The 21,259-nt window shown below is 77.0% G+C and carries 14 protein-coding genes; 4 read left to right on the top strand and 10 right to left on the bottom strand.

The window, feature by feature from the left end:
• Nucleotides 1-87: 87 nt before the first annotated feature.
• Complete coding sequence (locus ACFQ8E_RS21185; RefSeq protein ID WP_430552542.1) at nucleotides 88-1,386, bottom strand: NAD(P)/FAD-dependent oxidoreductase; 1,299 nt, start codon at nucleotides 1,384-1,386, stop codon at nucleotides 88-90.
• A gap of 72 nt (nucleotides 1,387-1,458) precedes the next feature.
• Here ACFQ8E_RS21185 and ACFQ8E_RS21180 point away from each other — a divergent pair, with 72 nt between their 5' ends.
• Nucleotides 1,459-1,821 carry a DUF3017 domain-containing protein gene (locus ACFQ8E_RS21180; protein ID WP_430552541.1) on the top strand — a complete coding sequence of 121 codons (363 nt, stop codon included), beginning with the start codon at nucleotides 1,459-1,461 and terminating at the stop codon, nucleotides 1,819-1,821.
• A 134-nt stretch (nucleotides 1,822-1,955) separates the two neighbouring features.
• Here the strand turns inward: ACFQ8E_RS21180 and ACFQ8E_RS21175 are convergent, their stop codons facing one another.
• On the bottom strand, nucleotides 1,956-2,981 hold the full coding sequence (locus ACFQ8E_RS21175; RefSeq protein WP_430552540.1) for an aquaporin: 1,026 nt from the start codon (nucleotides 2,979-2,981) through the stop codon (nucleotides 1,956-1,958).
• Between the two features lie 269 nt (nucleotides 2,982-3,250).
• Between ACFQ8E_RS21175 and ACFQ8E_RS21170 the strand changes: the two genes are divergently transcribed.
• On the top strand, nucleotides 3,251-4,240 hold the full coding sequence (locus ACFQ8E_RS21170) for a malate dehydrogenase (RefSeq protein ID WP_430552539.1): 990 nt from the start codon (nucleotides 3,251-3,253) through the stop codon (nucleotides 4,238-4,240).
• A 50-nt stretch (nucleotides 4,241-4,290) separates the two neighbouring features.
• Nucleotides 4,291-7,869, top strand: a complete 3,579-nt coding sequence (locus ACFQ8E_RS21165) for an ATP-binding cassette domain-containing protein (protein WP_430552538.1) — start codon at nucleotides 4,291-4,293, stop codon at nucleotides 7,867-7,869.
• A 28-nt stretch (nucleotides 7,870-7,897) separates the two neighbouring features.
• On the opposite strand, the gene ACFQ8E_RS21160 is transcribed toward ACFQ8E_RS21165, so the two are convergent.
• The 8 genes from ACFQ8E_RS21160 to ACFQ8E_RS21125 are packed head-to-tail and all read right to left on the bottom strand — an operon-like array spanning nucleotide 7,898 to nucleotide 19,526.
• Nucleotides 7,898-9,934: an FAD/NAD(P)-binding protein gene (locus ACFQ8E_RS21160; RefSeq protein ID WP_430552537.1), complete on the bottom strand. Its 2,037-nt coding sequence runs from the start codon at nucleotides 9,932-9,934 to the stop codon at nucleotides 7,898-7,900.
• Nucleotides 9,931-11,994, bottom strand: coding sequence for a hydantoinase B/oxoprolinase family protein (locus ACFQ8E_RS21155; RefSeq protein WP_430552536.1), 2,064 nt, complete (start codon nucleotides 11,992-11,994; stop codon nucleotides 9,931-9,933). The genes ACFQ8E_RS21160 and ACFQ8E_RS21155 overlap by 4 nt, the downstream gene beginning before the upstream one ends.
• 2 nt (nucleotides 11,995-11,996) lie before the next feature.
• Nucleotides 11,997-14,129 carry a hydantoinase/oxoprolinase family protein gene (locus tag ACFQ8E_RS21150; RefSeq protein ID WP_430552535.1) on the bottom strand — a complete coding sequence of 711 codons (2,133 nt, stop codon included), beginning with the start codon at nucleotides 14,127-14,129 and terminating at the stop codon, nucleotides 11,997-11,999.
• Between the two features lie 3 nt (nucleotides 14,130-14,132).
• A complete protein-coding gene (locus tag ACFQ8E_RS21145; protein ID WP_430552534.1) occupies nucleotides 14,133-14,954 on the bottom strand; it encodes an ABC transporter permease in 822 nt (273 codons plus the stop codon).
• On the bottom strand, nucleotides 14,947-15,876 hold the full coding sequence (locus ACFQ8E_RS21140; protein ID WP_430552533.1) for an ABC transporter permease: 930 nt from the start codon (nucleotides 15,874-15,876) through the stop codon (nucleotides 14,947-14,949). The genes ACFQ8E_RS21145 and ACFQ8E_RS21140 overlap by 8 nt, the downstream gene beginning before the upstream one ends.
• Nucleotide 15,877: 1 nt before the next feature.
• The gene (locus ACFQ8E_RS21135) at nucleotides 15,878-16,936 is read right to left on the bottom strand and encodes an ABC transporter ATP-binding protein (RefSeq protein ID WP_430552532.1); all 1,059 of its coding nucleotides are present in this window, start codon (nucleotides 16,934-16,936) and stop codon (nucleotides 15,878-15,880) included.
• Entirely contained in the window at nucleotides 16,936-18,060 is a 1,125-nt protein-coding gene (locus ACFQ8E_RS21130; RefSeq protein ID WP_430552531.1) for a PotD/PotF family extracellular solute-binding protein, read from the bottom strand. The genes ACFQ8E_RS21135 and ACFQ8E_RS21130 overlap by 1 nt, the downstream gene beginning before the upstream one ends.
• Nucleotides 18,057-19,526, bottom strand: a complete 1,470-nt coding sequence (locus tag ACFQ8E_RS21125; RefSeq protein WP_430552530.1) for an amidase — start codon at nucleotides 19,524-19,526, stop codon at nucleotides 18,057-18,059. The genes ACFQ8E_RS21130 and ACFQ8E_RS21125 overlap by 4 nt, the downstream gene beginning before the upstream one ends.
• A gap of 184 nt (nucleotides 19,527-19,710) precedes the next feature.
• Here ACFQ8E_RS21125 and ACFQ8E_RS21120 point away from each other — a divergent pair, with 184 nt between their 5' ends.
• The gene (locus tag ACFQ8E_RS21120; protein ID WP_430552529.1) at nucleotides 19,711-21,105 is read left to right on the top strand and encodes an aminotransferase class I/II-fold pyridoxal phosphate-dependent enzyme; all 1,395 of its coding nucleotides are present in this window, start codon (nucleotides 19,711-19,713) and stop codon (nucleotides 21,103-21,105) included.
• The last annotated feature ends 154 nt before the right edge of the window (nucleotides 21,106-21,259 follow it).

Here is a 21,259-nt window from a genome sequence, read left to right as displayed (position 1 = left end):
CCGCCCCTTGCCCCCCACCCCCCCGCCCCCCCGGGGTGGGTGCCCTGGTCCCCCCCCCCTACACGGGCCCACCCCGCCTGTTCGGCGTCAGGGGGCGACGGCGGACTTGAGCCGGACGGCGGGGTCGGTGGCCCGGGCGAGGTCCAGGCGCAGCGGCTCGCCGCGGCTCATGAGGCGCCGCACGCCGCCGACGTCGCGCGGCGAGTCGACGAGGAGGACGGCGCGGACGGTCGCGACGCCGTCGGGCGCGCCCTCGACGGCCGGGTCCTGGGCCGGGTCCAGGTAGAGCGCCGCCCACGGGCCCTCGCCCGGGACGCCGCGCAGCACCACGGGGGAGGCGTCGGGCCCGGCGGTGACCGGCAGGCCCAGCAGCGCCAGGTCGTGCCCGAGCTGCTGCGAGAAGACGTACGGCGCGTGCCCCCCGCCGGCCTGCTCGACGCCGAGCATCGCGCGCACGGTGGGGTCCGGGTCGTGCAGCGCCGCCGACCAGTGCCCGCCCGGTACCGTGCCGAACACGGGGTGCGCCCGCGACGCGACGTCGCCGACCGCCCAGACCCTGGGGTGGCCGGGGACACGGCCGTCGCCGTCCACGAGGAGCGCGCCGCGCGGGTCGAGCGGCAGCGCGCCCTCCAGCCAGCCCGACGCCGGCCGGGCGCCCACCGCGGTGAGCACCAGGTCGGCGGGCACGTGCTCGCCGTCGGCCAGGACCACCCCCGAGTCCTCGACCGCCGCCACCGCGGCGCCCGTGCGCAGGCGCACCCCGGCCTCCGCGTACCAGCCCGCGAGGCGTGACCCGACGTCGTGACCGAGCTGGCGCGACAACGGGGCGGCGGCCGCCTCGAGCACCGTGACGTCCGCGCCGGCGCCTGCCGCGACCCCCGCGACCTCGGCGCCGATCCAGCCCGCGCCGACGATCACGAGGCGCAGCCCGTCCGGGCGGCGCAGCGCCGCCCGCAGGCGGTCGGCGTCGGCCGCCGTGTGCAGCAGCGACGACGCGGCGAACCCCGGCGGGACGAGCGGGACGGAACCCACCGCGAGCACGACGGCGTCGGCCGCGACCTCGTCCCGCGCCGTCGTGACGACCACGCCGCCCGGCCCGGACGTGAGCGCGCGGGCGGGCTCGGCGAGGCGGACGTCGTCGGCCAGCGCGTCGACGTCGACGCCGAGGTCCGCGCTCAGCCACACCGGCTCGGGCCGCGTCAGGAGCTCCTTGGACAGGGGCGGCCGGTCGTACGGGGGCACGCCCTCGGCGCCCAGCAGCGTGATCCGCCCGTCGAAGCCGTGCGCGCGCAGCGCGGCGACGGTCTGGGCGCCGGCGAGGCCGGCGCCCACCACGACGACGGACCGGGGGAGGAGGGGGGAGGCGTCGGGGGTCGGCTCGGGCACGGTCCTCACGGTAACCCGCGGGCGTGGAGGTCCGGCGCCCGCCCCGGTCGGGCGGCGGTAGGCTCGGCTGCCGTGGATCCCCGTGCGCTGCCCGACCCTCCGCGCGACCCCGGAGGGTCCGAGCCCGCGCCCCGGTGGCACTCGGTCGAGGCGAAGGCCGACGCGCCGGCTCGGCACCTGCCCGGCCCGGAGCGCGCCATCGTCACCGTGCTCGCCGGCATCGTCCTCGCCGTCGTGCTCGGCGTGCTCGTCGGTGCCCGCGTCGGCACCGGCACCATCGCGCTGACCCTCGCCGTCGCAGGCACCTGGCGGGCCACGTCGTCCACCGGACCCGTCGGGCTCGTCGTGCGGAGCCGGGGCTTCGACGTCTTCCTGTGCTGGGGCGGTGCCGTCGTCATCGGCGTGCTCGCCCTGACCGCGCCCGGCCTGGGCTGAGAGCCGCCCGTCAGCAGGCCGCGTCCGCGAGGCTCGTGGTGAGCGGCTCGGGGTGCCGTGGGTGCGTCCTCCGCGGACGCCACGAGGGCCGGCACCCCCTGCGGGGTACCGGCCCTCGTGCGCGGGTCGGGACGTCAGGCGCGCGGGGTGTCGCCCTTGCCCTCGGTGCCCTCGTCGCGGGGGGCGGGCTCGTCGACGTCCGCCCCGTCCCACTCGCCCTCGTTCTCGTCGACCTCCGACCGCGCCGGAAGGGCGCCGTCGTCGACGACGTCGTGCTGGCGGGGCTCGTCGTCGAGGTCGTCGCCGGCCGCGGAGCCGACCTCGACCTGCACGACCGCGGGGACCGGGGCGAACGCCCGGTAGAACAGGGCGGCGAGCGCCCCGCCCACGAGCGGGGCGACGACGAACACCCACAGCTGGCCCCAGGTCCAGCCGCCGCCGAAGACCGCCGAGGCGAACGAGCGGGCCGGGTTGAGCGAGGCGTTCGTGACCGGCCAGGCGACGACGAGCATCGCGCCGAGCGTCAGGCCGATGACCACCGGGGCGAACGTGACCGTCGAGCGCTTGCTCGTCACGCCGAGGATGACGCCGACGAAGACCGCTGTGACGACGACCTCGACGAGGATCGCGGCCCACATCGAGAACTCGGCGGGCGAGCCGCCGCTCTGGGCGGCGGACGCGGTCAGGGCCGCGAGGGGCGAGTGCGCGCCGAAGCCGTTCGCCGTGCCCTGGAAGACCGCGGCCTTGTCCGCCGCGCCGGTCAGCGCCGGGAACGAGTCGGGGATGATCGAGAACATGACGGCCGCCGCGGCCGTGCCGCCCACGAGCTGGGCGAGCCAGTACGGCGCGAGGTCGCGCCAGGCGGAGCGGCCCGCGAGCGTCAGACCGAAGGTGACGGCGGGGTTGAAGTGGCCGCCGGAGACGCCGCCGACAGCGGCGATGGCGCCCATGACGAGGATGCCGCCGGCGAGTGCCACCGGGAGGATCTGACCGTTGTTGACGGCGTTGAACGTCGCGGTGCCGACGATGCCGAGCACCAGCACGAACGTGCCGAAGGCCTCGGCGGCGAGCCGCGCGAACAGGCCGTGCTCCGGGTGGTCGGCCGCCGTCTCGACGTCGACCGAAGCCGTACCGCTCTCGGCGGCGATGTCCTGGGACATGAGGGTCCTTCTCTGCTCGGGAGACGGGCGTCTCGGTGTGCCCCTCGCGGTGGAGGGGCCGGTCGTGCGTGACCGGCCTCACGGCCGGCTGCGCGGGCATGCTTCCACCGTGGTCTGAACGGTTGCTGAGCGCGGGCCGACGGTGGCGCTCCTGGCACGTTACCGCGCGTCGTCCCAGGTCGCGCTCCGCCACGACGGTCGGCGCGCCGGACCCGAGCCCGCCCGGAGTGGCGGTCGACCCCGGCGCCCGGCTGCGACAGAGTAGGGGCATGACCACACCAGTGAACGTGACCGTCACCGGGGCGGCGGGCCAGATCGGGTACGCGCTGCTCTTCCGGATCGCGTCGGGCGCGATGCTCGGCCCCGACACCCCCGTGCGGCTGCGGCTGCTGGAGATCCCGCAGGCGGTGAAGGCCGCCGAGGGGACCGCGATGGAGCTCGACGACTGCGCCTTCCCGCTGCTCGACGGCATCGACATCCACGACGACCCGACGGCCGGCTTCGCGGGCACGAACGTCGCCCTCCTGGTGGGGGCCCGGCCGCGCGGCCCGGGCATGGAGCGGGCGGACCTGCTCGAGGCGAACGGCGGCATCTTCGGTCCGCAGGGCCGGGCCATCAACGCGGGCGCGGCCGACGACGTGCGCGTCCTGGTCGTGGGCAACCCGGCCAACACGAACGCGCTGATCGCGGCGTCGAACGCGCCGGACGTGCCGAAGGACCGCTTCACGGCGATGACGCGCCTCGACCACAACCGCGCGCTGTCGCAGCTCGCGAAGCGGGCGGACGTGCCGGTCTCGCAGGTGCGCCGCGTGACGATCTGGGGCAACCACTCCGCGAGCCAGTACCCGGACGTGTTCCGGGCCGACGTCGGCGGGACGCCGGGTTCCCGGTACGCGGACGAGGACAAGCTCTGGCTCGCCGACGACTTCATCCCGACGGTCGCCAAGCGCGGTGCCGCGATCATCGACGCACGCGGGGCGTCGTCGGCGGCGTCCGCGGCGAACGCGGCGATCGACCACGTCCACGACTGGGTGCTGGGCACCCCCGCGGGCGACTGGACCAGCGCGGGCCTGTGGTCGACCGGGCAGTACGGCGTCCCCGAGGGCCTCGTCTCGTCCTTCCCGGTGACGTCGTCGGGCGGGGCGTGGGAGGTCGTCGAGGGACTCGAGATCGACGACTTCTCGCGCGAGCGCATCGCGGCCAGCGTGCAGGAGCTCTCCGAGGAGCGGGACGCCGTGCGTGCGCTGGGCCTGATCTGACGAAAAAACTGCGGCGGAGCGTCGGGGGCGCCGCATAGGCTTCTCGGGCCATGATCGACGCCCCTGCCGCGCGCGCGGACCACGCCACGTCCACCTCGACCACGACGACCGACCCGGCCCGCCGCCTCGACTGGCGGCGGCTGCGCGGACCGGTGGCCGCGGTCGCGCTGGTCGCGCTCACCCTCGGAGCGGTGGGCGCGGCGCTCGGCACCGTCGTCGCGGGGCGCCTCGCAGAGGACCCGACGGGCGCGCTGCTGTCGCTGCTCGCGCTGTGCGTGGTCGGCGCCGCCCTGTTCGACGCGGCCGGGCAGGTCGTGTGGGCGGGCGTCGTCGACCGCGCCGAGGGGCGGCTGCGCGGCGACCTGCTCACGGCGGCGCTGCACCAGCCGCTCGCCACGCTCACCGAGCAGGCGGTGGGCGAGGTGCTCGACCGCGTCGACGACGACACGCACGCCGTCGGCACGCTCGTGCGCCGCCAGCTCTGGGGCGCGGGGCGCACGGTCGTCGGCGTCGTGCCGATGTACGTGGTCGCGGGCCTCACCTGGTGGCCCGCGTGGGCGCTCTTCCCCCTGCTGGGTGCGCTCGCGGGCGTCCTCGTGCGGCCGATGCTGGGGGAGATCGCCCGCCGCAAGGTGATCGAGGAAGCGGCCTGGACCGACCACGCCGCCGCGTTCGAGGAGTCGGTCGCCGCCCGCGACGACCTGCGCACCAGCCTCGGCCAGCCGTTCGCGGTCCGCCGCCTGGCGCAGCGCTCGGCGGACGTGCACCGCAAGTTCCGCGACGTGGTGGTCGTCGAGTCGACGATGCTGCGCCGGGCCGGCCTGGTGCTCGCCGCGCTGCTCGCCGGCGTGGCCGTGGCCGGTGCCGCGCTGGCGTCGGGCGGCACCCTGGAGGTCAAGGACCTCGTGACGTTGTTCCTGGTCACCTCGATGTTCGTGGGGCAGGTGGACAACCTCATCCACCACCTGCCGGACATCCAGGAGGGGCTGGGCGCGATCACGCGCATCAGGCAGATGCTGTCCGTGGAGCCGGAGCCGACCGGCGGTCGTGACCTGCCCGAGGGGCCGGTGGGCATCGAGCTGCGCGACCTGCACTTCTCGTACGCCGAGGGCACCTTCGCGCTGCAGGGCGTGAACCTGCGCGTCCCGGCGGGGCAGACCGTGGCGCTCGTCGGGCGCACCGGATCGGGGAAGTCGACGCTCGCGTCGCTGCTGTCCCGCGCCGTCGAGCCGGAGCCCGGCACGGTGTTCCTCGGCGGCGTCGACGTGCGCGACCTCGACCTGCAGAAGCTGCGCGCCGCCGTCGGCGTCGTCACGCAGCGCACCGAGATCCTCGCCGGCACGCTCGCCGAGAACATCGCGCTGTTCGCCGACGTCCCGCGCGAGGACGTCGAGGCGGCCGTGCGCGAGCTGCGCCTGGACGCCTGGGTCGCCGGCCTGCCCGACGGCCTGGACACCCTGCTCGGCCCGGGCGGCACCTCGCTGTCCGCGGGGGAGGAGCAGCTCGTCGCGTTCGCGCGCCTGCTCGTGCGCGACGTCCAGGTGGTCGTGCTCGACGAGGCCACGGCGCGCATGGACCCGCTCACCGAGGCGCGCGTGGTCGCGGCGTCCGAGCGGCTGCTCGCCGGCCGCACGGGCGTGCTCGTCGCGCACCGGCTCACGACCATCGAGCGGGCCGACCTGCTCGCCGCGCTCGACCACGGCCGCATCGTCCAGCAGGGGCCCCGGGGCAGGCTCGCCCGCGAGGACGGCCCGTACCGCGACCTGCTCGTGGCGAGCGACGCCGCGGACGCGCCCGTCGCGAGCGCCGGTGCCGCCGAGGAGGTCGCGTCGGCCCTCACCGGGCACGAGGCGGCGCCGGCGAGCACCGCCGTGGCGGCCGCGCAGGCGACGTCGCACGTGGGCGGCAGGCGACGCCGCGGCGCGGCGCCCGAGCTCGCCGACCCGGGGGAGGGCCCGAGCCTGGCGCGGGGCGTGCTGCACGCGCTGTTCGTGCGGCCCGCGTGGGGCGTGGTCGGCGCGGCGCTCTTCCTCGTGGCGAGCCTCGTCTCCGCGCAGGGCGCCCTCACCGGGTTCCTCTGGGGGCGGGCGGTCGAGGGCCTCGACGCGGGCTTCCCCACCGCGCTCATGGTCGCGTTCGTCGTGCTCCTCGTCGTCGCGCCGCTGGCGCTGGCGTGGGCGCTGTACGTCTACCCGCGGTGGTGGGTGGAGGTGCTGCTCCGGGTGCGCATGTCGGTGATGTCGGGCCAGACGCGCCAGGAGCGCCTGCGCGCCACCCCGCCCGGCGAGGTCGTGGCACGGGCCATGGACTCCGACCGCTTCGTGCGCTACGCCGACCGCTGGGTCGACTTCGTCAACGGCCTGCTCATCGCCGGCGTGACGGCGCTGCTGAGCGGGTCGTGGCTGGCCGGTGGCGTGCTGCTGGCCGTCATGGTGGTCTCCGCGGCCGCGTCGGCGGTCGGCCGGCCGATCGCGGGCCGCTCGGCCACCCGGTCGTCGGCCGCGCGCGCCCGGTTCGGTCGCGCCCTCGTCTCGGCGCTCGACTCCGCCCGCACGGTGAAGCTCGCGGCGCGCACGCCCGAGGTGCACGGCCACCTGCGGCAGGTCGACGCCGGCCGCGTGCGGGCCGCGATCTTCGAGCACCGGATCCAGGCGGCCCTCGACGGCGTGCCGATGATCATGGTGCAGCTCGGTGTCGTCGCCGCCTGGGCGGGCCTTCTCACCGGCACGTGGGGGCTGGCGACCGCGCTGCTCGTCGCGAACGCCGTGAACGGGTTCGGCTGGTTCGGCGTCGTGGCGGGGGCCGTCGTGACGGAGGCGCCGGGCACCCGGTCGTGGCAGCGGGCCACCGGTCGGTTCGCCGCCGGAGCCGACCTCATGGACCTGCCCGCGGGCGTCGACCTGCTCACGGGCGACGCGCCGCGGCCGTCCGCCGGCCCGCGCGAGGCCCTGGAGCGGCTGCGCCTCGAGGGCGTCACCGCCGTGCACGACGACGGCACCATCGGCGTGTCGGGGGTGGACCTGGAGGTGCGGCGCGGCGAGCTCGTGCTGCTGCTCGGCCAGGTGGGGTCGGGCAAGTCGAGCCTGCTGTCCGCGCTCAGCGGCCTCATGGAGCACACCGGCAGCATCCGGTGGAACGAGCGGGAGGTCGCGGACGCCCAGGCGTTCCTGCGCCCGGGGCAGGTGGCGCACGTCGCGCAGGTGCCCCGCGTGCTGTCGGGGACGTTCAGCGAGAACGTGCGCCTGGACCACGAGCGCGACGTCGACGGCCCGGTCGCGGCCGCGCGCCTCGGGCAGGACGTCGACGAGGCCGGCGGGCCGGACGCGCTCGTCGGGCACCGCGGGGTCCGGCTGTCCGGCGGCCAGGTGCAGCGGCTCGCGCTCGCCCGCGCCCTGGCGACGGACGCCGAGCTGCTGCTGGCCGACGACGTGTCCAGCGCCCTGGACGCCACCACGGAGATCGAGCTGTGGGCGTCGCTGCGCGAGCGCGGCACCACCGTCGTCGGCGCGACCTCGAAGCGCGCGGCGCTGTCCCGCGCCGACCGCGTCGTCGTGCTCGCCGACGGCGAGATCGCCGAGATCGGCCCGTGGCACGAGCTCGCCCCGCGCTGGGGGCACCTGGCGGGCTGACCTGCCAGGTGCCGGGCCGGTCGTCGGCTCAGCCGGCGGCGGGCCCGGCCGCGGCGCCGAGCACGCGGGCCGCGGCGACGTCGGCGCCGGCCAGCAGCGGGGACGGCACGCCGGGGCTGGCGCCGATCGCCGACCCGCGCTGGACGGCCTCGGCGGGGATGCCGAGCACGACCACCCGGTCGTCGGCGTCCCCCGCGGCGTCGACGAGGGCGAAGCCGTCCCGGGTCACGTCGAGGCTGTCCGAGGCGACGGCGCCGCCCGCCCCGGTGGGGAGCGGGTGCGCCCGGGCGCGGCCCGTGTCGAGGAGCGCGCGCAGCAGGGGGTCGTCCGTGGGCCCGACCGCCCCGCGGGACATCCGGGTCTCGACGAACGCCCGCGCGCGCACGGGCCCCCGCACGTCGCTGCGCGCCACGAACGCCCCGTCCTCCACCGTCACGCGGGTGCCCTCGCCGAGCAGCTCGACCACACCCGCGCGCACGAGCGCGAGCAGCTGGGCGGCGCGCCGCGGCGGCGGGCCGGACGCGAGGGCGAGCCCGAGGGGGACCAGCATCCCCTCGCCGGTGGACTGGAGCGACGCGCCGTCGACGACCCCGGCGCGGGTGAGGCGCGCGACCTCGCCGCGGAGGGTCTCCATGGCCTGGTTCACGCGGGCGCGCGGGGACGTCGCCGGCGAGGCCACGGACTCCTGCTCGTCGTCGACCCAGCGCGCGACCCACGCGGGCCAGGCCGCGGCGCCGACGCGCGGCGGCCGGTCGGCCCGGGCGGGGTCGAAGGCGTCGGCGGGGTCGCGCACGAGGTCGGCGCACAGGGCCGCCGGGTCGTCCGCCGCCGCGACCAGGGCGACGAGGTCGTCGGCCGCGACGGGGGAGCGCAGGGCCGACGGGCGGTGCTCGGCCAGCGCCGTGAGGTGCGCCAGCACGAGCTCGCGGGCCAGCAGCGGCCAGACGTCCCGCGCCAGGTCGAGCACCGGGCGCCCGCCCGCCCGGTCCCGCAGGGCGTCGAAGCGCTCGCGGGTCGCGTACCGCGCCGCGTACGGGGCGGGGACCCCGTCGGCCAGCGCGCCCTTCCCGCGGTAGGGCAGGCCGCGGCGCGAGCCGGCCAGCAGGTGCGGCTCGGCCCCGCTCGGCACGTAGCGCAGGGCGTCGCCGGCGTGCGGGCCGTCGGCGCCGCCGTCGTCGCACGACCGCCCCGCGGCGTCCACGGGCGAGCCCGTGCGGGCGTCGACGAACCGGCCGCCGCGCCCCACCGTGAGGAGCGCGAGCACGTCGAAGAAGTTCGCGCCGAGGCCCACCACGAGGACGTCCTCGCCGGCGGGCACGGCGGCCCAGTCGCGCTCCGCGGGCATGCCGGGCTCCACGTAGACGAGGCCGTGCCGTCGCGCGGCGTCCCGGTGCTCGCGGGTCTGCGGGGAGCGGACCGCCTGCACCATGCCCTGCGCCAGGACGACGACGGGGGCCGCGAGCACCGCGGGCCCGGCGGCGCCGGGGCTGTCGGGGCTGTCGGGGCCGGCGTCGTCGCCCGGGGCCGGTGCGAGGACCACGTGCCGCACGCCGGGCTCGGGCGAGCGCACGTCCACGACCTCGCCGTGCACCGGCACGACCTCGACGGCGCCCCGCCGTGCGGCCTCCGCGAGCTGGTCGCGGTAGTACGCGCCCTGGAGCCGGCGGCTGGGGTACGAGCCGGGGCCGAGGGCCCGCGCCTCCGGGCGCGCCCACGCGTCGCCCGGCGCGGCGTGGGCCCACGCCACCAGGTCCGGTCCCGGCACGACGGGGCCGGTCATCGGCGTCGTGGCGTCGGCGTGCGCGGTGGTCCGCGCGGCCCAGGTGTTGTTGAGCAGCAGCGGCGACTGATCGGTGCGCCAGGTCGCCCCGGCACCCACCTCCACGCGGTCGACGACGGCGACCCGCAGCGGGGGCAGCGCGGGGTCCGCGGGGGCTCCCCAGGGCGCGTCGGGCCGGCGCCGCGCGGCGAGGCGTGCGACGACGGCGACGGCGCGCGGGCCGCCGCCCACCACGACGGCGTCGAACGGCGTGGGGCGGCCGCCCGCCTGCGCGGGCGCGGTCACGCGGGCTCGGTCACCGCGGCGACGGCCGCGGCGAAGGACCGCCCGGCGGCGTCGATCGCCGCATCGTCGGCGTCGACGCCCGGGAAGCGCGGCGGCAGGCCGGCGAGCACGCCCCGCAGGATCTCCCGGCGGCGGGCGGCGCGGGTCGTCGTCGGCAGCGTGCGCAGGTGCACGTCGAGCCGGTCGGCCAGCCCGGGCGGGAAGACCCGCTCCCAGCGCTCCCGCTCCGGCCCCAGCCCGTGCCGGGACGCGCCGGCCGCGCTCGCCCCCACGGTGGCCCGGCGGCCGCGCTCCGCGGCCGTAGCGCCCTCGTCGAGCGCGCCGTCGCGCAGCACGACCCCGTAGGCGTCCAGCGCGTGCGCCGTCGTGACGAGCCCGGCGCCGACGTCGGCGAGCACGGCGTGCGGGTCCCGCTCCAGCGGGTCGCCGTAGCCGCCCGCGCCGGACGTGCGCAGCACCACGCGGTCGCCCGCGCGCAGCGGGTGGACGTCCACGACCGACAGGCGCTGCTCGTCCGCGCGCCCCTCGTTGACCACGAGCTCGGTGAGGGCGCCCGGCAGGCCGCCGGCGAAGCCCCACGGCCGGAACCGCAGCCGCTCGAGCCCACGGGCCAGGAGGCCGCCGTCGGTGAGAGCCTCGAACTCGAGCTCGAGCCCGCTGCCGCCGCGCCACCGCCCGGCGCCGCCCGAGTCGGGGCGCAGGGCGTAGCGCCGCACGCGCACGGCGACGTTCGCCTCGACGGTCTCGACGGGGTTGTTGGACAGGTTGGAGATGCCGGAGTCGCGGCCGTCCGCGCCGTCGGCCCCGTGCCGGGCGCCGGTGCCGCCCACCATCGGCTCCACGACGTCCACGCGCGACCCGTCGGCCGCGGCGAAGACCACGGGCACGACGAGGCCGCTCGACGCGGCGGGCAGCACCTCGGGCGCCGCCTGGACGAGGGCGCCGGAGACGACGTCGTTGACCCGCGAGGTCGTGGCGTGCCGCACGCCTGTCGCGGCGGTGCCGGTGGCGTGGAGCAGCGTGCCCTCGGGGGCCGTGAAGCCGATGACGTCCATGAGCCCGCCGTTGAGCGGTACCGCCGGGTCGAGCGTGCCGATCAGGGCGAACAGCCGCGTCACGACCCACGAGTGCGCGCGCCCGAACGTCACCATGTTCAGGGCTGCCTCGACCTGCGGGTCGGTGCCCGTGAGGTCCAGGTGCACGGTGCCGTCGTCGACGGTCGCCGTGACGACGACGCGCAGCGGGACGTCGCTCACGCCGTCGTTGTCGAGGAAGTCCTCGAAGCGGTACGTGCCGTCGGCCAGCGTGCGCAGCGCGGCGCGGGCGCGGGCGGCGCTCTGCTCGCGGGCGAACGCGCCGACGTCCGCGAGACCGGCGGGCCCGAGGTCGGCCGTGAGCTCGGCGACGCGCCGCCGGCCCGTGTCGAGGGCGGCGAGCATCGCGTGCAGGTCGCCGCGGTTGGCGTCGGGGGTGCGGGAGTTCGCCGCGAGGATCGCCTCGACCTCGGGCACCACCTCGCCGCCGCGCACGTACCGCACGGGCGGCACGCGCAGCCCCTCGGCGAAGACGGAGTCGCTGACGACGCTCACCGAGGACGGCACGCGACCGCCCACGTCGGAGACGTGCACGAACGCCCAGCCGTAGCCGACCAGCTCGTCGCCGTCGAAGAACGGCGCGACGGCGTGCACGTCGGGCAGGTGGGTGGACAGCCCGCCCGACAGGTACGGGTCGTTGGTCAGGACGACGTCGCCGGGGCCGAGCGGCCCGTGCGCGGTCGCGGCCTCGATCGTCGGCGTGAGGTCGAGCCCCACGAAACCGGAGACGCCCACGTCCTGCGGGTAGGCGACGAACCGGCCCGACAGGTCGGCCACCGCGCAGGCGAAGTCCGCCGCGTCGCGCACGTACAGGCTGCGGCTCGCCCGCCGCAGCGTGAGGCACATCTCCTCGACGGCGGCCTGGAGCCGGGTCTGCGCGACGTCCTTCTCGACGGTCGTGAGCCCGGTGCCGAGCCCGGTGCCGAGCCCGCTCGTGGGTCCTGTCGTCGGGGTGTGCGTCGGCACGGTCAGTCCTCCTGCTCGGAGCGGTCCCGCACGAGGTGCAGGTTCCCGCCGTCGTCGGTCGTCGCCGTCCAGCCCGCGGGGACCAGCACGGTCGTGTCCGCCTTCTCGACCACCGCGGGGCCGGCGACGGACGCCTCGCCGCCGTCGGCGGCGAGGGCCCACACGCCCGCGGGGCGGGGCACCGCGTCGTACCGGACGTCCCGCGCGCCGGTCTTGACGAAACCGGAGCCGCCCCGGCCGGTCCGCACCTCGCCCGGGTGCACGGTGACGCTCGCCCGGACCGTCTCGGCGCGCACGGTCGCGGCGGCGTCGACGAAGCCGTGCACCCGCTCGTGCTGCTCGGCGAACCGCCGCAGCCCGACGTCGGCGGCGAGCCGCAGGGGAGCGGTCGCGGCGTCGGTCGTGGACCGCGCGGCGAGCTCGACCTCGAGCGTCGTCGGCTGGCCGGCGTAGCGCAGGTCCGCGCTCAGGGTCACGGTGCCGACGGCGTCGACGTCCTGCGTGCGCAGCCAGCCGAGGACCTCGGCCTCGAGCTCCGCGCACGCCGCGGTGAGGTCGTCGAGGGTGGCCTCGGCGACGACGGTGCGCACGGTGCGGGCCACGTCGCGGCGGACCGGCGCGATGGCGGCGCCGAGCGCGCAGAACGTGCCCGCGGCGGCCGGGACCAGCACGCGCGAGACACCGACCTCGTCGGCGAGCAGCGCGGCGTGGGTGCCGCCCGCGCCGCCGAACGCGACGAAGGTGTAGCGCTCCGGGACCTCGCCGTGCGCGGCGAGCACGGTGCGCAGCCGCGCCGCCATGCCCGCGGACGCGACGCGGAACGCGGCGTCGGCCGCCCCGTCGGCCCGCGCGTCCGGCGTGCCGACGTCCGTGCCGTCGTCCGTGCCGTCGTGCTCGGCCACGCGCGCCAGCGCCGCCGTGGCGAGGTCGCCGCGCAGCGGGAAGGTGCCGCCCAGGAACGTCGCCGGGTCGATGATCCCGGCGTGCACGTACGCGTCGGTGAGCGCGGGCTCGGTGCCCCCCGCGTCGTACGCCGCCGGGCCGGGGACGGCGCCCACGCTCGTCGGGCCGACGCGCAGGACGGAGCGGGACCCGGAGCGGTCGTCCCAGACCACGGAGCCGCCGCCGGCGCCGATGGCCGACACCTCGACCACGGGCGTCATGAGCGGGTGCGGGCCCACGGTGGCGGTCGTCGTGAGGACGGGCCGCCCGCCGCGCAGCACGCCGATGTCGCTGCTGGTGCCGCCCATGTCGAGCGTCACCATGTCGGTGCCGGGCCACGCGGTGGCGGCGGCGGACACGCCGCCGGCCGGGCCGGACAGCACGGTCTGCACGGGCCGCCGGATCGCGGAGTCGATGGACACGGACCCGCCGTTGGAGGTGGTGATGTACACGCGGGCGTCGACGCGCAGCCGCGCCAGGCGCTCGCGCAGGGCGGTGAAGTAGCCCGTCATGAGCGGCGTGATCTGGGCGTCGAGCAGGGCGAGGGTGGTGCGCTCGTACTCGCCGGCCTCCGGCCATACCGCGGCCGCCGACGTCACGGGCACGTCGAGGGCCCGCGCGAGCCGGTCCGCGAGCTCCTGCTCCGCCTCGCGGGCCGCATAACCGCCGAGGAGGCTCACGGCGACCACCTCGGGCGCCAGCGCGCGGAGCCGGGCCACGAGGCGGTCGAGCTCCGCGGGATCGACGCCGGCGCCCACCGCGTCGCCGTCGGACGCGAAGCGGTGGTCGGTCTCCAGCACGTGCTCGCGCGGCACGATCGGCGCGGCGGGCGTCGCGTGCAGGTCGAACGACCGCGGCATGCGGGCGCGGGCGATCTGCAGCACGTCCCGGTGGCCGCGGCTGGTCACCAGGGCGGCGCGGGCGACCCGGCCCTGCAGGATCGCGTTGAGCCCGATGGTCGTGCCGTGCGCGACGGACGCGACGTCCGCGACGTCGATCCCCCGCTCCAGGAGCTGCGCGAGCCCGGTCTCGACCCCCTCCGACGGGTCGTGGGGCGTGCTCGGCACCTTGTGCGTGATCGCGTCGGCGAGCGACCAGGAGGAGCCGTCGCCGGGGACGGCGACCAGGTCGGTGAAGGTGCCGCCGACGTCGATGCCGATGCGCCACCGGCGGGGGGCTGCGGGTGCTGCCATGGTCTACAGGAACCTCGAGACGTGGACGGTGCGGTCGAGCACGGCGATGGTCACCACGCTCACGAGCAGCAGCAGCGTCGAGACGGCGGCGACCGTCGGCTCGAGCTGGACCTGCACCGCGGAGTAGATGCGGACGGGGACGGTGGCCTCGCCGGCGCCCGCGACGAGCACGGACACCGCGACCTCGCCGAGCGAGATGACCGCGCCGAGGAACGCCCCGGCCACGATGCCCGGCCGCAGCAGCGGGACGGTGACCGTGAGGAACGTGCGCAGCGGCGACGCGCCGAGGGAGCGCGCGGCGCGCGGCAGCGCGGGGTCGAGCGCCGCGGCGCTCACCGCGACGACGCGCACGCAGAACGGGAACGTCACGACGAGGTGCGCCAGCCACAGGCCGGTGGCCGAGCCCACCGTCCCGGTGCGCTGGAGCTGGTAGAGCAGCGCGAGCCCGACCATCACGCCGGGCACCGCCATCGGCGACAGGAACAGCAGGCCGAGAGCGCGCCGTCCGGGGAACGTGCCCGCTCCGACGGCGTAGCCGCCGAGGGTGCCGAGGATCACCACCACCGGCACGACCAGGAGCACCAGGGTCAGCGAGTAGCTGAGCGAGTCGAGCCACTGCGGGGAGCCGAACACCTCGCCGTACCAGCGCAGCGAGAACCCGGACGGCGGGAACCGGAAGTTGTTCTCGGCGTTGAACGAGCTCAGCGCCACGACGGCGAGCGGGAGCAGCAGGAACGCGCAGACGAGGACGACGGGCACGAGGCTCAGCGCGCGGCGGGCGCGGGCGCCGCGGCCGACGGCGCGGGGGAGGCGACGGTCAGCCACGACGACCCCTCTCGGCGAGGCGGCCGAGGAGGCCGACGAGCCCGCAGACGACGAGCGTCACCGCGAGCAGCACGAAGCTGAGCGCGGCGGCGCGGGGCTGGTCGAACGCCACCATCGCCTCCGTCTGGATGCGCAGGCCGGCGAGCGACTGGTTCGCCCCGCCCACCATGAGCGGCGTGACGTACACGCCCATGCTCAGCGAGAACACGATGACGGTGGCCGCCACGACGCCCGGCGTGGCCAGCGGCAGCACGACGGACCGGAACGTGCGCAGCCCCGACGCGCCGAGGTCGGCGGACGCCTGCAGCAGGCGGGGGTCGATCGCGCCGAGCGAGGCGGACAGCGCGAGCACGGCGAACGGCAGCAGCACGTGCACGACGGCGAGGAACACCGTCCACGGCGAGCGCAGCAGCGGCAGCGACTCGTCGATCAGGCCGAGCGACTGGAGCAGCACGTTCACCGGCCCCTCGCCGGCCATGACGACCCGCCAGCCGAAGGACCGCACGACCTCGCTCGTGAGCAGCGGGGAGAGGGTGACGACGAAGACGAGGCTCTTGCCGACGGGCGACGTCGAGCGCGCGAGGTACCAGGCGACGGGGAACGCCAGGATCAGGCAGGCGGCGCACACCCGGACCGCGAGCCACAGGCTCTCCACGACCGAGCCCCACAGGTAGGGCGTGGAGAAGACCTCGGCGTACTGCGCGCCGGTGATGCCGGGCAGCACGTTGTTCATCGCGTCCGTCGGGCGCAGGCTCAGCACGAGCAGGCCGGCGAGCGGCACCAGGAAGGCGACCACCACGAACAGGGTGGGCACGATCGCGGCGACGTGGCCGCGCAGGTCGCGCGGGCGGCGGGTACGGCGGGTCCCGGCCGCGCGGGGCGGCGCGGCCGACGCGGCGGGGGCGGGGGCGGCGAGCGTCACGTCAAGCCGCCCCGAGCGGCAGCAGGGCGTCGTCCGACCAGGTGACCCCCACGGCCTCGTCCTCGGCGAACCGCCGCGACGCGCCCGCGGGGCTGGCGAGCAGGTCGGTGCCGTCCGCGGTGCGCAGGCGGTACTCGTACCGCTCGCCGGCGAACCCGACCGACAGCACGGTGGCCGGCGCGGCGTCGCCGCCCGGCTCCACGAGCCGCACGTGCTCGGGGCGCAGCGCGACCGTGGCGCCGGCGTCGTCGGGCGCCGGCCGGCCGAGCACCGTGCGGCCGCCGTCGGCGTCGCGCACCGCCAGCAGGTTGGCGGCCCCCACGAAGTCCGCCGCGAAGCGGGTGCGCGGGGCGCGGTACAGCTCCTCCGGGGTGCCGAGCTGCTCGAGACCGCCGTGCGCGAGCAGCGCGACGCGGTCGGACAGCGCGAGCGCCTCCGCCTGGTCGTGCGTGACGAAGACGGTCGTCGTGCCCACCTCGCGCTGCAGCTCGCGCAGCTCGTGCCGCATCTGGCGGCGCAGCTTGGCGTCGAGGTTCGACAGCGGCTCGTCGAGCAGGAGCACGCGCGGCCGCGTGACCAGCGCCCGCGCGATCGCCACGCGCTGCTGCTGCCCGCCCGAGAGCTGCTGCGGGTAGCGGCCCGCGAACTCCTCGAGGTCGACGAGCCGCAGCGCGTCGGCCACGCGGGCGGCCCGCTCGTCGCGCGGCACGCGCCGCGTGCGCAGCCCGTACTCGAGGTTGCGCCGCACCGTCATGTGCGGGAACAGGGCGTAGCTCTGGAACACCAGCCCTGTCTCGCGGCGGTTCGGGGCGACGTGCGTGACGTCGTCCCCGTCGATCGCGACCGTCCCGGTGGTCGGCGCGACGAACCCGGCGAGCACGCCGAGCAGGGTCGACTTGCCGCAGCCCGACGGGCCGAGGACGGACACGAACTCGCCCGCCTCGATCGTCAGCTCGTCCAGCTCGAGCACCGGCGGGCCGCCGTAGCCGACGCTGAGCCCGCGGATCTCCACCCGTCCCTGCGTCGTCGTCGTGGACGCCGGGGTCGTCGTCGCCGTCATCAGCCGAAGATCTCCTGCCAGCGCGCCTGCAGGTCGGGCAGCTGCGGGGTGATCGCCTCGTAGTCGACCCACACGAAGTCGTCGTAGGCGCCGGGCCCGCTGGTGATCTGCTCGTCGAACTGCTCGGTGTACGTGTTCTCGTCGTTGGACGCGGCGTACCAGGTGCCCTCGGAGAACACGGGCTGGTAGTCGCTCGAGGCCACGTAGTCGAGGAACGTGTACGCGAGCTCCTCCTCCTCGGTGCCCTCCGTGACGAAGAGCGACGTCAGCGCGCCGACGGAGCCGGACTCGGGGTAGGCGAAGCCGATCGGCTCGCCCGCGTTCTGCTGGACGAACGCCCGGCCGTCCCAGTGCGCGGCGATCCACGCGTCGCCGTTCGCGAGCGCGGTCTCGACGCTCGTGCCGTCGGCGGGGAACGCCGACGCGCAGTCCTTGAGCGTCTGCAGCTGCTCGAACGCGGCGTCGACGTCGGCCGGGTCGGTGATGGACCCGCCCGCCTCGTTGATCAGGCCCGCGACGAACTCGATGCCCGTGTTGAACGTCAGCGGCGAGACGGCGACGTGGCCGCAGTACTTCGGGTCGAGCAGGTCGGACCAGTCGGTGGGCGCCTCGTCGACCTTGTCGGTGCGGTAGGCGATGCCGGTGGAGCCGACCGTCAGGGGGACGCCGTACTGCGTGCCGTCGACGTCGCTCTGCTCGGCGAGCACGGTGTTGAGCTGGTCGAACTCGGCGATGCGGTCCGTGTCCAGCGGGGCGACGACCCCGGCCGAGACGGCGCTCGGGACGACGTTGGGCGTGAACGCGACGACGTCGTAGGCGGGGGTGCCGCCCTTCGACGAGCGCAGCGCCGTGAGCCAGTCCGCGGGCCCGCCGGGCACCAGCTCGACGGTCGCGCCGGTCTCCTCCTCGAACGGGTCGACGAACGCCTGGGTGAAGGACTCGCCCCAGGAGCCGGCGTAGACGGCGACCTTGAGGGTGCGGCCCGACAGGTCGCCCGACGCGGCGTCGCCCCCGCCGTCGCCGGACGAGCACGCGGCCAGCCCGCCGGTGAGCGCGAGCACGGTCGTCACGGCGAGCGTGCGGGTCAGGGGCCGGGCGGCCCGGCGCGTGGTGCGGTGGGTCATCGCAGTCTCGTTCCTTCGGGTGCGGCGCCGGCAGGGTCGCCGGCGTGGTGGGGCGGGAGGCGTCGGTCCCAGGCGTGGTGCCGTTCCAGGACGTGGCCGAGGCGCAGCAGCAGACCCTCCCCGCCCTGCGGGGCGAGGAGCTGGGTGCCGAGCGGGAGGCCGTCGTCGTCGAGGTGGGTGGGCAGGGTGAGCGCGGGGACGCCGATCATGCTGGGGACGGTGGTGAAGGCGAGCGTGCGCTCGTAGACGACCGCGTCGCGGGCCGGGGCGTGCCGCCGCAGCTCGTCCAGGACGACGCCGACGCGCGGCACGCGGGTCGCGGTGGTGGGCGTGACCACCACGTCGACGTCGCGGAACAGGTCCGCGGTGACCTCGCGGGCGAGCGCGCGGACCCGCACGGCAGCGCGGACGTAGTCGGCGGCGCCGAGGGCGTCCGCCTGCGCCATGACGCGGTGGATGTAGGGCTGCAGACGCTCGGGGCGGTCGAGCGGGACCTGCCGCAGCCACGCGGGGATGACGACGGAGGGGTAGAGCTCCATGAGCTCCGCGCCCTCGTCGGTCGCGCCCAGCCCGACGACGGTGTGGCCCGCGGCGCGCAGCACCGCCGCGGTGTCCTCGGCCGCGGCGACGCACGCGGCGTCCACCGCGATCCGCGCGTCCCACGAGCGCGTCAGCACCCCGACCCGGAGCGGCGCGGGCGCGCGCTCGAGGTCGGCGAGGTAGTCCGGGGCGGCGGTCGCGGTGCGCGTCCAGGCGAGCGGGTCGGGGGCGGCGAGGTGCCCGACGACGGCGGCGGTGTCGCGCACCGTGCGCGTGACGACCCCCTCGGTCGCGCCGCCCTCCCAGCCCTGCACGCGCTGGGGCAGCAGCCCGCGGCCGGGCTTGAGGCCGACGACGCCGCAGAACGCCGCGGGGATCCGCAGCGACCCGCCCCCGTCGCTCGCCAGGGCGGCGGGCACGATGCCGGCGGCGACGGCCGCGGCCGACCCGCCGCTCGACCCGCCGGGCGACCGGTCGAGGTCCCACGGGTTGTGGGTGGTGCCCGAGCGCGGGCTCTCGCACGACGTCGTCATGGCCAGCTCGGGGGTGGCCGCCCGACCGACCTGGACGAAGCCCGCGGCGAACGCGGCGGCGGGCAGCAGGTCGGTGGTCGTGGCCGGGGTCTCGTCGACGGCGAGGGAGCCGCGGGTCCAGGGCTGGCCGGCGACGGCGAACGTGTCCTTCACGGTGACCGGGACGCCGGCGAACGGGGGGAGCGGGGCGCCGGCGGCGCGCGCGCCGTCGACGGCATCGGCCGCCGCGAGGGTCGCGGCGTCGTCGCGCCACACGAGCGACCGCACGGCCGGGTCCACGGCGTCCGCGCGGGCGAGGGCGCGCTCGGCGACCGAGCGCGCGCTCTCCCGGCCGGAGCGGATCCGGTCGGCCGTGTCCATCACCGACATATGTGATGGAAGATTCGTGGTCACGGGGAGACGTTAAACCATGGCAGGGCGATCGACTCAAGCCCGGTGCCGTCAGCGTCCGCCAGATGAGACCAGCAGGGCGGGAGGGCGCCAGCGGTCGAGCGAGCCGTGCCCCACCTGATATATATCTGGATGAAATAGCGTCCCCGTCGCCGCGGGGTGCGCTGGCCACGACGGGCGAGGAGCGATGACGACCACAGGACCCGACGCCGGACCCGACGCCCCGGGCCTGCCCGCCGACCTCGTCGCCGAGGTGCGCGGGCTGTCCGGCCCCGCGCTGGCGGAGCGGCTGACCGACTGGATCGAGGAGGGCGTGCTCGCGCCCGGCACCCGGCTGCCCACGATCGAGGAGCTCGCCACCGCCGCGGGCCTCGGGCGCTCCACCGTGGCGGGCACCTGGTCCCTGCTCGTCGACCGCGGCCTCGTGCGCACGCGGCGCCGGGGCGGCACGTTCGTCGTGGGCCCGGTCGCGGCCCCGGGGTGGCCCCGGGCCGGGCGGGCGCCGGAGTTCGCCGGCTGGTCGTCGGTGGACCTCGCCTCCGCGCACCCGACCACCGATCGCCTACCCGACCTGCTCGAGGCGTTCGCGCACAGCCTGCGCGAGCCGCAGACGAACTCGCTGCGGCGGGAGGCGATCTCGCCCGCCCTGCTGGAGGCGGTGCGGGGGGACTGGCCGTTCGAGGCGGCCGAGTGGGTCACGGTGAGCGGCGCCGGCGAGGCCACGCTGCTCACCGCGGAGGCCGCCACGCCCCCCGGCGGGGCGATCGCGGTCCAGGAGCCGGCCGTGTCCGGGACGATCGGCAACCTCCGGTCGGTCGGGTTCGACGTCCTGGGGGTCGCGTCCGACGCGTCCGGCCCGCTGCCCGACGCGCTGGAACGGGCGCTGGTCGCGGGGGCGCGCACGGTCGTCTACCAGCCCGGGGGCGAGTTCTCCCTCGCCGGCGGCGTGACCCCGCGGCGGCTCGCGGAGCTGGCCGACGTGATCCGCACCCACGCCCCCGACGCCTGGGTGCTGGAGGAGGACGTGCTCGGCCCGCTGGCCCCGGTGCGCCCGCTCAGCCTCGGCGAGCTGCTGCCCGGCCGCGTGGTCCGCGTGACCTCCTTCTGCCGGGCGTTCGGCCTCGACCTGCGGACCACGGTGGTGGGCGGGGCCCGCGACGTCGTGCTCGGGGTCCGCCGCCTGCGCAGCCACGGCATCCTCGCGCAGAGCCGCATCCTGCAGAACGCGCTCGCGCACCTGCTGACCACCCCGAGCGTCGGGGAGCTGGTCGCGGACTCGGGCCGCTGGTACGCCGCGCGCGCCGCCGACCTGGCGGCCGCTCTGGGCCGTCACGACGTGCCGACCGCGGTGCCGCCGGGCGGCCTCGTCGTCTGGCTGCGCGCCGAGAACGAGGACGAGGCCCTCGCGGAGCTGGGCGCCCGCGGGATCGTCCTGACGCCGTCGTCGCGCACGTTCGTCGCCCCGCCCCGGCCCGCCTGGCTGCGCGTGGCCACGCCCCAGCTGCCGGCAGACCCCGAGCGGGTCGAGGAGCTGGCCGACGTGCTCGCGAGCGCCGCCCGGGGCGCGCTGCTCGCCGGCTGATCACGCCGGCGCGGCCCGGCACAGCACGGCACGGCACGGCACGGGCGGGGCGGTCCGGCGACGACGCTGGTCGTGGGCTCGGAGACCTTCCGTGATGTCTTGCTGCAAGATTGCAGCAACGGTACAGTCGCGGCGGGTCGCGACCCGCGCGCCC

Origin of the sequence: Isoptericola sp. NPDC056573 (assembly GCF_042793335.1) — a bacterium.
Lineage (GTDB): Bacteria > Actinomycetota > Actinomycetes > Actinomycetales > Cellulomonadaceae > Isoptericola.
The sequence above is the reverse complement of the archived record's forward strand: the minus strand, read 5'-3'. Positions and strand labels throughout refer to the sequence as shown.

Coding starts and splice junctions, on each gene's coding strand:
- ACFQ8E_RS21175 (WP_430552540.1), bottom strand. CDS start 2,981: ATGTCCCAGGACATCGCCGCCGAGAGCGGTACGGCTTCGGTCGACGTC.
- ACFQ8E_RS21170 (WP_430552539.1), top strand. CDS start 3,251: ATGACCACACCAGTGAACGTGACCGTCACCGGGGCGGCGGGCCAGATC.
- ACFQ8E_RS21165 (WP_430552538.1), top strand. CDS start 4,291: ATGATCGACGCCCCTGCCGCGCGCGCGGACCACGCCACGTCCACCTCG.
- ACFQ8E_RS21150 (WP_430552535.1), bottom strand. CDS start 14,129: ATGGCAGCACCCGCAGCCCCCCGCCGGTGGCGCATCGGCATCGACGTC.
- ACFQ8E_RS21135 (WP_430552532.1), bottom strand. CDS start 16,936: ATGACGGCGACGACGACCCCGGCGTCCACGACGACGACGCAGGGACGG.
- ACFQ8E_RS21130 (WP_430552531.1), bottom strand. CDS start 18,060: ATGACCCACCGCACCACGCGCCGGGCCGCCCGGCCCCTGACCCGCACG.
- ACFQ8E_RS21120 (WP_430552529.1), top strand. CDS start 19,711: ATGACGACCACAGGACCCGACGCCGGACCCGACGCCCCGGGCCTGCCC.